Genomic DNA, 13,009 nt, shown 5'->3' with positions numbered 1-13,009 from the left:
TGATGCTGCGCACCCGCGTCCTCGGCCAATCCGAGCGCCAGCCGGGCCAGCCGGTCCTCAAGGCTTCGCTCGATCTCGCCGCCCGCCTGCCCCGGCTGGTGCTGGAGGCGCGGCGGGTCTCGGCCAGCGTGCACGGCATCCATGGTCGCCGGCGCTCCGGCCCGGGCGAGACCTTCTGGCAATACCGGCCGCTGGTGACAGGCGAATCCGCCTCGCGCATCGACTGGCGCCGCTCTGCCCGGGACGGCCACCTTTTCGTCAGAGAGCGCGAATGGGAAGCCTCGCACGCGATCTGGCTCTGGATAGACCGCTCGGCCTCGATGGGCTTTTCCTCCTCGCTCGCGCAGTCCAGCAAGGTCGACCGCGCCCTGATCGCCGGCTTCGCGCTGGCCGAGGCCCTGGTCGAGGGCGGCGAGCGCGTCGGCCATCTCGGCCTGACCCGGCCGATGGCCTCGCGCCGCATCGTCGAGATGCTGGCGCAGGCGATTCTGGCCGATCGCCGCAATGGCGAAGCCGACCTGCCGCCGGACGAGCCGCTGCCCCGCCTCGCCGACGCGATCCTGATCACCGACGGCCTGACGCCGGCCGCGGGGCTCGCCAAGCGCATCGCCACGCTGGCGAGCAGCGGCGCCAGAGGGCATATCCTGCTCATCGCCGACCCGATCGAGGAGACCTTCCCGTTTTCCGGTCAGGCCGAATTGTTCGACCTCGAGGACGGCCTGACATTACGGGTCGGCGATGCCGGCAAATGGGGCGAGGATTATCGCGAGCGGCTGCAGGCCCATCGCGACGCCATCCGCGAAGCCTGCCGCCATGCCGGCTGGACGCTGACCTTGCACCGCACCGACCGACCGGCCAGCGAAGGCGTGCTGCGCATCGCCAGCCTGATCGCCGCCTCGCGCGGCGGCCCGGCGGGTTGAGGGAGAACGGACGATGCTCTCATCGCTGCCGATCGCCTTCTCCGCGCCGCTTGCCCTGATCGCGCTGGCCGTGCTGCCCGTGCTCTGGCTGATCCTGCGGGTGACGCCGCCGCGACCGAAGCGCATCGACTTCCCGCCGCTCAAGATCGTGCGCGACCTGATTCCCCAGCGGGAGACGCCGGCACATACGCCCTGGTGGCTGCTGGCGCTGCGCATGGCGGTGGCCGCTCTGGCGATCCTCGCCGTCGCTGGCCCGATCTGGAATCCGGTGCGCGATGCTGCCGCCTTGCGCGGCCCGCTGCTGCTCCTCGTCGACAACGGCTTCGGGGCCGCGACCGACTGGCTGGAACGCCAGGCCATCGCCGAGAGCCGCATCATGGCCGCGGGGCGCGAAGGCCGACCCGTCGCCGTCGTCGGCCTCGCCGAGGCGCCCGCCGAGATCGCGCTCGCCGAGCCGCAAGGCGCACTCGAACGCCTGCGTGCACTCGGCCTGCAGCCGCATGCACCTGATCGCAGCGCCCATCTCCAGCGGCTCGAAGCCTTCTGGCGCGCCCAGCCCCAGGCCGAGACGGTCTGGGTCGCCGACGGACTCGGCGTCGGTGCCGGCGATGCCGATTTCCTCGCTAGGCTGAAGCAGGAGGCCGGCGCCAACCGGCTCTCGATCCATGCCGGCCCGGCCGACCAGCGCGCCCTCGCCGCGCCTGAGAACCTCGCCGGCGCGCTGACCGTCAAGGTCCTGCGCCCGACGACGAATGCGGCAGCCAGCGGCCAGGTCCGCGCGCTCGACTTGAAGGGCCTGCCACTTGGCGACGCGCCTTTCGTCTTCGGCGGCAACGAGCTCGAGACCACCGCGCGGCTGACCTTGCCGATCGAGGTCCGCAACGCCGTCTCGCGGCTCGAGATCACCGGCGAGCGCAGCGCCGGCGCCGTCGCTCTGCTCGACGACCGGGCCAAGCGCCGCCGCGTCGGCATCGTCTCGGGCGCCACCGCCGACACCGCCCAACCGCTGCTCTCGCCGACCTATTATGTCTCGCGCGCTCTGTCGCCCTTCGCGGAGATCCGCGAGCCTCGCGCCGGCTCGACCGACCCGGTCGGCGAATTGCTGGCGCAAAACCTCTCCGTGCTGATCCTCGCCGATATCGGCGCGCTCGACGGCGACACCGCCGCCAAGGTCTCGACCTTCGTCGAGCGCGGCGGCGTGCTGCTGCGCTTCGCCGGAGCCCGACTTGCCGCCTCCTCCGACGAGCTGACGCCTGTGCGCCTGCGCCGCGGCGGCCGCACACTCGGAGGCGGCCTGTCCTGGGAAGCGCCGCGCAAGCTCGCGCCCTTCACCCGCGAGAGCCCTTTCTTCGGCTCGTCCCTCGCCGAGGACGTCCGCGTCACCCGCCAGATCCTGGCCGAGCCGGAGCCCGACCTCGCCCGCAAGACCTGGGCGGCTCTGGAGGACGGCACGCCGGTCGTCACCGGCGAGCGCCGCGGCGACGGCGTGCTCGCCATGGTCCATGTCACCGCCGACACGACCTGGTCGAACTTGCCGCTCTCCGGCCTGTTCGTCGAAATGCTGCGCAAGGTCGTAGCCATGTCCGGCACGAGCTCCGCCGAGAGCCAGGGCGGCGAGATCAAGGTCGAGACCCTGTCACCGACCCGTGTGCTCGACGGTCAGGGCGCCTTCCGCTCGCCTCCTGCGACCGCACAACCTGTCGCCCGCAACTTCACCGGCCGCGCCACGCTCGCCCACCCGCCCGGCATCTACGGCCCGACCGACGGGGCGATGGCGGTCAACACGCTGGCTCCGGCGGACACGCTGGCGGCACTCGATCTCGCCGCGCTCGGCGCACCGATGCTGCCGATCGACCAGCCCGTCGCCCGCGACATCCGCCCGCAGCTCCTCGTGCTGGCATTGCTCCTCCTCGTCGTCGACACGCTGGCGACGCTCTGGCTCGGAGGCCGGATGAACCTCGCCCGCTTCCGCCGGGCGGCGCCCGCTGCGCTGCTTCTCGCTTTTGCTGTCGCGACCCTTGCCGTTCCAGACAGGGCGCAAGCCCAGCAGCAGCCCGCCCCGCCTGCCCCGCCGGCCGATCAGCGGCCGCCGGTGCCGCGCGATCTCGTCACCGCCGCGAGCGCGACCCGCCTCGCCTATGTCCTCACTGGCGACAGGACGGTCGACGACATGTCCAAGGCCGGCATGGCCGGTCTTAACATCGTCCTGGGCGCCCGCACCGCGCTGGAGCCGGGCGAGGCCACCGGCGTCGACGTCTCTCGCGACGAGCTTGCGCTCTACCCGATCCTCTATTGGCCGGTGGTCGCCGGCCGGCCGATCCCCCCGGCCGAGACGCTGCGCAAGATCGAGGCCTATATGAAGGGCGGCGGGCTGGTGATCTTCGACACCCGCGACGCGATGAGCACGAGGCCCGGCGGCGGCACCACGCCCGAGGGCGATCAGCTCCGCCGCATGCTGCAGACGCTCGACATTCCCGAGCTTGAGCCGATTCCGCGCGACCACGTCCTGACCAAGACCTTCTATATCCTCGACGGCTTCATCGGCCGCTATGACACCGGCACGACCTGGGTCGAGGTGCTGCCGCCCGCCAGCGAGGACGGCCGCCGCCCGGCCCGCGCCGGCGACAATGTCTCGCCGATCGTGATCACCTCGAACGATCTCGCTTCCGCCTGGGCCGTCGGGCGGCGCGGCGAGGCGCTCGTGCCGATGTCCGGCTCCGATCCGCGCCAGCGCGAGATGGCGCTGCGCGCCGGCGTCAACCTCGTGATGTACGCGCTGACCGGCAACTACAAGGCCGACCAGGTCCATGTCCCGGCCCTGCTCGAACGCCTCGGTCAGTAGCGAAGGAAATCCCGCCCCATGTGGAGCCTGACCTTCGCCCCGCTCGTCCCGCTGCCGCTGCTGATCGGCCTTGCCGTCCTGGCCGCAGTCGCCGCCGGCATGGCGCTCGTGCTGGCTGGACGCAGCGCGATCCTGCGTGCGCTGGCTCTCGCCGTGCTCGCCATTGCCCTGGCCGACCCCTCGCTCGTCTTCGAGGATCGCGAGCCGGTCAAGGACGTCGTCGCCGTCGTCGTCGACAAATCCGCCTCGAACCGCCTCGCCGACCGCTCGCAGCAGACGCAAGCGGCCCAGGCCGAGGTCGAGCGGCAATTGCGCGGCATCGCGGGTGTCGAGGCCCGTACGATCGAGGTCACCGACCAGCAGGGCGCCGGCGACGGCACCCGCCTGTTCGAGGCGCTTGCCTCCGGCCTCGGCGACGTCCCGTCCGAGCGCGTCGCCGGCGCGATCGTGCTGAGCGACGGCCTTGCCCATGACGCGCCCGCCACGGCCGAGGCGCTCGGCCTGCGGGCTCCCTTGCATGTGCTGACCACCGGCCGCGAGCGCGAGATCGATCGGCGCATCGTGCTGGTCGATTCGCCGCGCTTCGGCATCGTCGGCAAGGAGCAGAATGTCCGCCTGCGCGTCGTCGAGAAAGGCGGGCCGGGTCGTGCCGCGATCACCGTGCGCCGCGATGGCGAGATCATCGCGCGGCGCGAGGCGATCGCCGGCCAGACGGTCCAGGTGCCGGTCCGCATCGATCGCGGCGGCCCGAACGTCATCGAGATAGAAGCGGCCCCGCTCGACAACGAGCTGACGCTCGCCAACAACCGTGCGGTCATCACCATCGAAGGCGTGCGCGACAAGCTGCGCGTGCTGCTGGTCTCGGGCGAGCCGCATCCGGGCGAGCGCACCTGGCGCAACCTGCTCAAGGCCGACGCCAATGTCGACCTCGTCCATTTCACCATCCTGCGCCCGCCGGAGAAGCAGGACGGCACGCCCATCAACGAGCTCTCGCTGATCGCCTTCCCGACGCGCGAGCTGTTCCAGGTCAAGATCAAGGATTTCGACCTGATCATCTTCGACCGCTACGCCAACCAGTCGATCCTGCCGCTGGTCTATTTCGACAACATCGTCCGCTATGTCCGCGACGGCGGCGCGCTTCTGATCGCGGCCGGGCCAGAATACTCCGGCGCCCAGTCGCTGGCGCGCACCCCGCTCGGCCAGATCCTGCCGGCGCAGCCCGATGGCAGCGTCTTCGACGAGGCCTATCGTGCCCGTGTCAGCGAGCCCGGCAAGCGCCACCCGGTCACGCGCGACCTGCCGGGCTCGGAGGCCGAGCCGCCGCGCTGGGGCGAATGGCTGCGCCTCGTCGGCGCCCGCGCCCGCTCGGGCTCGACCGTCATGACCGGCCCCGGCGATCGACCGCTGCTGTTACTGGCGCGCGAGCAGAAGGGCCGCGTCGCGCTCTTCCTCTCCGACCATGCCTGGCTCTGGGCCCGCGGCTTCCGCGAGGGCGGTCCGCATCTCGATCTGCTGCGCCGTCTCGGCCACTGGCTGATGAAGGAGCCCGACCTGGAAGAGGAAGCGCTGCGCGCCTCAGCCCGCGGCCGCAACATCGAGATCGAGCGCCAGACGCTCGGCGAGAGCCCGGCCCCGGCGACGATCACCGCGCCTGACGGCTCGGTCCGCACCGTGCCCTTCGAGGCCGGCCGCCCCGGCCTCTTCGTCGCCCGCACCGCGGCCAGCGAGTTCGGCCTGCACAAGATCACCACCGAGAACCTCACCGCCTTCGCCAGCGTCGGCCCGGAGAATCCGCGCGAGCTCATGGAGGTGGTCAGCGATCCCGGCAAGCTCCAGGCCCTGGCCGAGGCGACTGGCGGCTCCTCGCGCCGGATCGGCCAGGAGACCGGCTCTGGCGTCGCCATCCCGCGCATCGTGCCGGTCCGCTCCGGGCGGCAGTTCGCCGGTGCCGACTGGATCGGCCTGCGCATCAGCGATTCCGGCATCGTCCGCGGCGTCTCGATCTCGCCGCTCTTCGTCGGGCTGATCGGCCTTGCCATCCTCTTCGGCGCACTGGTCGCTGGCTGGATCGGCGAGAGCGGGCGGAGATTCAAGCGCGAGGCGTGACCACGATCGTCATGCTCGGGCTTGACCCGAGCATCTCAGGCCGGAGGAGGCTCCTGCCTCGCGCGTTCTCGTCATGAGATTCTCGGGTCTGCGCTTCGCTCCGCCCGAGAATGACGCCCTTACCTATCTGAGCGCCGCTACCGCGCCGTTGCGCTGCGCCAGAACCCCGTCCTTGAGCTCCAGCGCCAGGAAGCGCCCGGGATCGGCCGGCCCCGGCAGGACGAGATGGCCGGGCTTCACCGGCTTGAAGCCGAAGCGGGCGTAATAGGGCGCATCGCCGACCAGCAGGATCAGCTCGTGGCCATGCGTGCGCGCCGCCTCGATCGCGGCGTTCATCAGCGCAGCGCCGATACGGCGGCCCTCGAAGGCCGGATCGACGGTCAACGGCCCAAGCATCAGCCCCGGCCCGCCGCCGGCGAGGATCGGCGTCACCCGGACGGAGCCGACCAGGAAGGTGCCGACATGGCTGGCGAAGGACAACGCCGGATCATGCGGCGCGCCTTCGCGCAGACGCGAGGCAGTGCGGGCATAGCGGCCAGGCCCGAAGGCGCGCTCGTGCAGGCGCTCGATCGCCGCAGCGTCGCCCGGCAGTTCCTGGCGGATGGTGAGGGGAAGCGAAGTCATGGTCGGAATCGCGAATGGCCGAATTCGCGGCGCTTGGCAATGGCGCTGGCTTCAAACTGGGCGTGCCCACAGGTCCTGATGGCCGATGGTCACGGACGCGCCGCGCTTGGCTTCCAACCAGCTCGCAATCGCCTCGGGCGACATATGGCCGGTCTCTGTCACGGCGGCGGCGATCCCGGCCGCCAGTTCCCGAACGAGATCGGCATGATCGGCGCCGAGTTGCCATGGGCTCTCGCCGACCGTGACTGCCGTGCCGGCCTTGCGGAAAGCCTGCGCCAGCGCCTCCGTGGCATCGGGCCCGGCAGCAGGACCAAAACCTTTGTCGCCGCGCTGGTGATGATGGAAGGCCGTGAGCATGCGCTGGTCTTCCGGATGCGCCGGCTGCCAGCTCTCGCGCCCGTCATAGGTCAGCACGGTATAAAGCGGCAAACGCATGCTGACGAGCGAGGCGACGAAGCGCTCGAGCCAGCGCGCCGAGGCAAGATCGAACAGCGCCGCGGCCGTCACCAGGTCCGGCTGCCAGCCGAGCACCCATTCGAGGTCCTTGGTCAGGTCCACCTGCCGGAAGTCGACTGTCAGCGTCTTGTCGTCCTTGCGCAGCACGAGCTCCTCGCCCTGCTCCTGCGCCTCGTCGGCCCATTGCGCGAGCTTGCGCCGCGCCACCGAGAGCAGGCGACTGTCGGCATCGACCAGGGTCCAATGCTGGCGGGCCGGTAGCACACTGTAGCTGCCGCGCAGGTTCGAGCCGGCGCCGCTGCCGAGGTCGATGATCGATAGCGATTGCTTGCCTGAAAAGATCGAACCGACCGCCGCCAACACCTGCGGATTGCGGGCGGCATGGTCGGCAGGTTCGCGCAAGGCGAGCCAATCGGGGGAGAATCCGCTCATGGAATAACCTTCGCACAGACTTCAGCGACGATCGTCGCAGTCCAGCGCCAGCGCGGCAATGTGCCGGCTGCCTGCCAGGCTGCATCGGAGCGCTGCACGCGCTCCTGCTCGTCATCCAACAACCGTACCAGCCCGGCACGCAGTGCCGCGACATCGCCCGGCTGCACCTTCAGCGCAGCCGCGTCCGGCGCCGTCCGGGCCGCCGCGCCGCCGGTCGTGCACAGGATCGGCAGCCCGCGCGCCAATGCCTCGGTCAGCACCATGCCGTAGCCCTCGAACAGCGAGGGCATGACGAAAAGGTCGGCCCTGGCATAAGCCGCGTCGAGTTCGGCCTGTCTTAGAGGCCCCGTAAGCCTGATCCGCTCGAACAAGCCGGCGGCGGCGATCTGCGCCTTCAACGCTTCCGTTGTGGCAGGAGCGCGATCATCGGCTCCGACGATGGTCAGGCGCCACGGCTTGTCGGCCAGCCCTTCAAGCGCCGCGACTAGGACACCGTAGCCCTTGCGCGGCACGAGCGAGCCGACGGCGAGCAATTCGACGGTCTCACCACCGGAACCGGCCGCCCGCTCCGCCGGATCGACGCCCGGCTCGGCCACGGTGATCTTCTCCGCCGGCACGGCGAAATCGGCGACCAGCAGCCGCTTGGTCGTCTCGCTGGTGGCGATGATCGCTGCCGCATGGCGCAAGGCCGCCGTCTCGCGCCGGGCGAACTCAGTGGCCTGTGTCGGAGTCAAGTCCGTCTCCAGCCCGAGCGGATGATGCACCAGCGCGACGACGCGCCCTGCAAGTCCGGCCGCGACGCTTTCCGGGAAGGCGCCATAAGCGAGCCCGTCGATCAGCAGCACACTGTCATAGGGGGTGGACAGGATCGCTCGCCCGGTCTCGTCGAGGTCGGCCTCGCTCGGATTGGGGAAGCTTCCAGGCAAAGGCAGGTGCCGCGCCGCGACGCCCATCTCCCGCCATTCCGCCAGCAGCCGTCGATCATAGCCGTAGCCACCGGTCGGCAGCGAGAGATCGCCGGGAATGGCGAAGGCGATCTCGCTCACGCGAGCGCGCCCTCATAGCTCGCCCTGGCGAGATCGGTCTCATGCAGCGTGACGCGGATCTTCGCGAGATCGGCGGCATCCGCCCCGAGCTTGCCGGTGCGGGCCGCCAATGCCATCGCGTCGAAGATGTATTTGCAGAGGAATTCGGTGGTGGTCAGCACGCCCTCGAATTGCGGCAGCGTGTCGAGGTTCTTGTAGTTCAGCGGCTTCAGCGTCTCGTTCAGCACGGTCAGCGCCGCGCCGATGTCGACGACGACATTCTGGCGGGTCAGGTTCTCGCGGAAGAAGGCGACATCGACGACGAAGGTCGCGCCGTGCATCGCCTGCGCCGGGCCGAAGAACGGATCGGGCAGCGAATGGCCGATCATGATGCGGTCACGAACTTCGACGGAAAACATGGGCAGGCTCCTTCAGCGACCGCAGTCTTGGCGAACGCCGGGGCGCGACGTCAATAGCGCAGGGCGGCGGTCAGCCCTGCGCCGGCGAACAGGACCGGGAGGCGCGCCGGCGCATCCTTGAACGCGATCTCGGCGGTGATCAATCCATCAAGCCGCTCATCCGCCAGCAAGGCGAGCGCGGCCTGCATGCGCCGCGCGTAGCCGAAGCGCGCCCGCCGCGAGGGCGAGACCTGCCCGACCTGCGAAGAGATCAGTTGCAGCCGACGGGCATGAAAGGCGCCCCCGAGCGGCGCGGCGACGCTGCCCTCGCCATACCAGCTGAGTTCGACGATCCGTGCCTCGAACCCTGCTGCGCCGATCGCGGTCGCCAGGCCGCCGGCGCTCGCGCTGGCGTGGAAGACAAGATCGGCATCCTGCGGACAGTCCGCCGGCAGCGCGAAGCGGCAGCCGAGCGCCCGCGCGAGCCCGGCACGGCCCTCGTCGAGATCGACCAAAGTCACCTCCGCGCCCGGCAGCCTGGTCGCGATATACGCGGTGAGCAGGCCGAGCACGCCGCCGCCAACCACGACGATGCGGTCGGCCGGGCCAGAGCCGGCATCCCAATGCGCATTGAGCGCAGTTTCCATATTGGCAGCGAGCACGGCGCGCCTCGCCGAAAGCCCCTCAGGCAGCAGGGTCACGCGATCCGCCGACACCACGAAGCGATCCTGATGCGGATGCAGGCAGAACACCGTACGGCCAAGCAGTTCGTCCGGCCCCGCATCCACCGTCCCGACGGCGCAGTAGCCGTATTTCACCGGAAACGGAAAAGCGCCCTGCTGGAGAGGCGCGCGCATGCGCTCATATTCGCTCTCGGGCACGCGCCCCTCGAAGACCAGCCTCTCGGTGCCGCGGCTGATGCCGCTCCAGAGCGTGCGGACCAGGCATTCGCCCGGTGCCGGCGCCGGCAATTCTTCGGTGTTCAGGACACATTCACCCGCGGCGGCATACCAGAGCGCCGTCGCCTGTGCGCTTGCTTCGTTCGCAATTGCCGGCTTTACCACGCATCGCCCTCCGCGCCGTTCCCCGCCAGCCTGATGAGCCCATGACGGAAACCGCCATGAACCAGCGCCCCGCTCCGACCACGTTCCAGGCGGCGGCGCAAGAGGACTTGCGGCTGACGCCGGCAGGACTGCAGTCGGTTTCGACCTTGCGGGCGCGGCGCTGGCTCGTCGCCGCCCTGAACCTGGTTACACTGGCGGCCCTGCTCTGGGGCCTCGCCCACGTGCTCTCCGCCGGTGGCTGGAGCCTCGCGGATAGCGCGATCTTCATCGCCTTCCTGTTCGGCGCGCCCTGGACCGTGCTCGGCTTCTGGAACGCTGCGATCGGGCTCTGGCTGCTGCATGGCGCCAAGGACGGGATCGATCAGGTCGCGCCCTTCGCCGCCGCCGGCGAGGCCGATACACCGCTCGCGATCCGCACCGCCGTGCTGATGACCCTGCGCAATGAGGACCCCGCACGCGCCTTCCGCCGGCTCGAGATCGTCAAGCAGAGCCTCGACGCCACCGGCCAGGGCGCCTGGTTCGACTATTTCGTCCTCTCAGACACCAATGACCCGGGCGTTGCCGCGGCCGAAGCAGAGCTCGCCGCCGCCTTCGCCGTGCGCATCGGCGAACAAGGTCGCCTGACCTATCGCCGCCGCAGCGACAATGCCGGTTACAAGGCCGGCAATGTCCGCGATTTCTGCGAGCGCTGGGGCGATCGCTACGAGCTGATGCTGCCGCTCGACGCCGACTCCGTGATGTCGGGCCAGGCCATCCTCGCCCTCGCCCGGATGATGCAGGCCTATCCCAGGCTCGGCATCCTGCAGAGCCTGGTCGTGGGCATGCCGAGCAAGTCCGCGTTCGCGCGCATCTTTCAGTTCGGCATGCGCCACGGCATGCGGCCCTACACCATGGGCTCGGCCTGGTGGATCGGCGATTGCGGCCCGTTCTGGGGCCACAACGCCATGGTGCGGATCGCGCCCTTCCGCGATCACTGCCATCTGCCGACCGTGCCGGGCGGGCCGCCGCTCGGCGGGCCGATCATGAGCCATGACCAGGTCGAGGCGACCTTGATGCGCCGCGCCGGCTACGAGGTCCGCGTGCTCCCGGTCGAGGCGGGTAGCTGGGAGGAGAACCCGCCGACCATGCTCGAATTCGCCCGGCGCGACCTGCGCTGGTGCCTCGGCAATCTGCAGTATCTCAAGATCATGGACATCGCCGGCCTGAAGGCGATGAGCCGATTCCAGCTCGCCTGGGCGATCCTGATGTTCATCGGCCTGCCGGCCTGGACCCTGATGATCGCGCTCCTGCCGCTGAAGGTGCTGGAGGATCGCGGCATCGCCGACTACCCGGCCGGCTCCGCCGCCTTCCTCTACGTGCTGTTCTTCGCGATGTACCTCTCGCCGAAGCTCGCCGGCTTCGCCGACATCCTGCTGACCAGGGGGGGCACGCAGCGTTATGGCGGCACGGCGCGCTTCATCGCCTCCTCGCTGATCGAGATCGTCTTCGCCTTCCTGCAGGGCGCAGTCTCGACCTTCCGGACGACGCTGTTCATGATCGGCCTCACTTTCGGCAAGGCGAAGATCGGCTGGAACGGCCAGGCCCGCGACGCCCATGCCCTCTCCTTCGCCACCGCCTTCGCCGGCCTCTGGCCGCATCTGCTGTTCGGGCTCTACATCTTCGGCACGCTCGCCGTGCTGTCGCCGACCGTGCTGATCTGGTCGCTGCCGCTGACCGCCGGCTACATCCTCGCCATCCCCTTCGCCATGCTGACCGCGGCGCCGACACTGGGCGCCTTCTTCGTCCGCACCGGCCTCTGCGGCATCCCCGAGGATTTCGACCCGCCGGCCGAGATCGTCGCGATCCAAGGCGGCGCAGCGCGATGAAGCCGGTCGCCTATCCCAAGGGCACGGCGAAAAGCCTGTCGCGCTCGCTGCGCGTCTATCACGGCGACCATGTCCGCAAGGTCGCGATGGATTCGCTCTATGCCCGCTTCCTCAGAGCCGGTGATCTCGCCTTCGACATCGGCGCCCATGTCGGCGACCGCATCTCCTCTTTCCGCAGGTTGGGCGCCCGCGTCGTGGCGCTGGAACCGCAACCCGGCCCGGCCAGGGCCCTGCGCCTGATCCATGGCCGCGATCCCAAGGTGGCGCTGGTCGCGGCAGCCTGCGGCGACAGCGAGGGCACCGCGACGCTCCGGATCAACAGCGCCAACCCCACCGTTTCGACGCTTTCGGGCGAGTTCGTCGATGCCGCCCACAACCAGGACGGCTGGCGCGAGCAGGTCTGGGATCGCGAACTCACCGTGCCCTGCACCACGCTCGATGCGCTGGTGGCCGAGCACGGCCTGCCGGCCTTCATCAAGATCGATGTCGAGGGCTTCGAGGCGCATGTCCTCGCCGGCCTCTCGCAGACGCCGCCGGCGCTCTCCTTCGAGTTCACCACGATCCAGCGCGACGTGGCCGAAGCCTGCCTCGCCCGGCTCGCGGCGCTCGGCCCCTATCGTCTCAACGTCGCGCTGGGCGAGAATCAGCAGCTCGTATTCCCTGACGCAATCGATACGAACGAGATGGCCTGCTATCTCCGCGACCTCCCGCACGAGGCCAACTCCGGCGACGTCTACGCGCTGCTGACGCGCTGACCGCTCCTACGCGCTGCTCTGCCCGAGCCAGGCGAGCACTGCCGCCACGAGCAGCCCGATCCAACCGGGATGCCGGCCTCTGGTCGCATAGAGCACGAGAAGTGAACCGGCGAGGGTCGCGACTGCGATGATCCGCACCTGCAGGGCATACGACGACGGATCGGGCGCCTCTGCGACCAGAATCAGAAGTGCTGCCAACCCCCAGCCGAGCGCCGAAGTCAGGTGCCAGTTCGCCCAGAGAATGCGCAGATGCCGTTCGCGCGGCGGCGGCGGAGCGAGCAGCGGCACGATCGCCCCCGCCCGCAATTGCCGGAAGATCAGGATCTCGCCGATGACGGAATGGGCGATGCCGATCAGGATCATCAGCACGCCGGCGGCGATCAGATAGTTCTGCATCGAAGGCGGTCCGGCTCGTGGGGGTCGCAGGGCGCGCCTCACGCAACAGCAATCTGGCCTTGCCCGCGCCGATTGCGGAAGCTGCCATGGTGTCGCGCTTTCTTCGCAAGCGCATCGGCTTTATCA

General features: G+C 69.8%; 11 protein-coding genes. 5 read left to right on the top strand and 6 right to left on the bottom strand.

Features of this window, described 5'->3' with window-relative positions; translation table 11 throughout:
• Positions 1-2 precede the first annotated feature (2 nt).
• From ACFPOB_RS04245 to ACFPOB_RS04235, 3 genes are read left to right on the top strand one after another with little or no spacing between them, the layout of a single operon-like run.
• Positions 3-920 carry a DUF58 domain-containing protein gene (locus tag ACFPOB_RS04245; protein WP_377796158.1) on the top strand — a complete coding sequence of 306 codons (918 nt, stop codon included), beginning with the start codon at positions 3-5 and terminating at the stop codon, positions 918-920.
• Between the two features lie 13 nt (positions 921-933).
• Positions 934-3,762, top strand: coding sequence for a DUF4159 domain-containing protein (locus tag ACFPOB_RS04240; protein WP_377796157.1), 2,829 nt, complete (start codon positions 934-936; stop codon positions 3,760-3,762).
• An 18-nt stretch (positions 3,763-3,780) separates the two neighbouring features.
• Positions 3,781-5,868, top strand: a complete 2,088-nt coding sequence (locus ACFPOB_RS04235) for a hypothetical protein (protein WP_377796156.1) — start codon at positions 3,781-3,783, stop codon at positions 5,866-5,868.
• A gap of 123 nt (positions 5,869-5,991) precedes the next feature.
• Here the strand turns inward: ACFPOB_RS04235 and ACFPOB_RS04230 are convergent, their stop codons facing one another.
• The 5 genes from ACFPOB_RS04230 to ACFPOB_RS04210 are packed head-to-tail and all read right to left on the bottom strand — an operon-like array spanning position 5,992 to position 9,867.
• A complete protein-coding gene (locus ACFPOB_RS04230) occupies positions 5,992-6,492 on the bottom strand; it encodes a GNAT family N-acetyltransferase (protein WP_377796154.1) in 501 nt (166 codons plus the stop codon).
• Between the two features lie 51 nt (positions 6,493-6,543).
• A complete protein-coding gene (locus ACFPOB_RS04225; RefSeq protein WP_377796152.1) occupies positions 6,544-7,380 on the bottom strand; it encodes an SAM-dependent methyltransferase in 837 nt (278 codons plus the stop codon).
• Positions 7,377-8,426 (bottom strand): glycosyltransferase family 4 protein, encoded by a 1,050-nt coding sequence (locus tag ACFPOB_RS04220; protein WP_377796150.1) that lies wholly within the window; start codon positions 8,424-8,426, stop codon positions 7,377-7,379. Before ACFPOB_RS04220 ends, ACFPOB_RS04225 begins: the two co-directional genes overlap by 4 nt.
• The gene (locus ACFPOB_RS04215; protein WP_152012290.1) at positions 8,423-8,824 is read right to left on the bottom strand and encodes a 6-pyruvoyl trahydropterin synthase family protein; all 402 of its coding nucleotides are present in this window, start codon (positions 8,822-8,824) and stop codon (positions 8,423-8,425) included. The genes ACFPOB_RS04220 and ACFPOB_RS04215 overlap by 4 nt, the downstream gene beginning before the upstream one ends.
• A 50-nt stretch (positions 8,825-8,874) precedes the next feature.
• Complete coding sequence (locus tag ACFPOB_RS04210; RefSeq protein WP_377796149.1) at positions 8,875-9,867, bottom strand: zinc-dependent alcohol dehydrogenase; 993 nt, start codon at positions 9,865-9,867, stop codon at positions 8,875-8,877.
• 56 nt (positions 9,868-9,923) lie between these two features.
• On the opposite strand from ACFPOB_RS04210, the gene mdoH reads away from it, so the two are divergent.
• Together mdoH and ACFPOB_RS04200 are read left to right on the top strand one after the other, a co-directional pair.
• Positions 9,924-11,732, top strand: a complete 1,809-nt coding sequence (gene mdoH, locus ACFPOB_RS04205) for a glucans biosynthesis glucosyltransferase MdoH (protein WP_377796147.1) — start codon at positions 9,924-9,926, stop codon at positions 11,730-11,732.
• Entirely contained in the window at positions 11,729-12,487 is a 759-nt protein-coding gene (locus tag ACFPOB_RS04200) for an FkbM family methyltransferase (protein ID WP_377796145.1), read from the top strand. The genes mdoH and ACFPOB_RS04200 overlap by 4 nt, the downstream gene beginning before the upstream one ends.
• A gap of 6 nt (positions 12,488-12,493) precedes the next feature.
• Here the strand turns inward: ACFPOB_RS04200 and ACFPOB_RS04195 are convergent, their stop codons facing one another.
• Positions 12,494-12,883 carry a hypothetical protein gene (locus ACFPOB_RS04195; RefSeq protein ID WP_377796143.1) on the bottom strand — a complete coding sequence of 130 codons (390 nt, stop codon included), beginning with the start codon at positions 12,881-12,883 and terminating at the stop codon, positions 12,494-12,496.
• Positions 12,884-13,009 lie beyond the last annotated feature (126 nt).

Source organism: Allobosea eneae (genome assembly GCF_042657265.1).
Taxonomy (GTDB): Bacteria; Pseudomonadota; Alphaproteobacteria; order Rhizobiales; family Beijerinckiaceae; genus Allobosea; species Allobosea eneae.
Note: the sequence above shows the minus strand (reverse complement) of the source record. Positions and strands in the feature narration are given on the sequence as shown.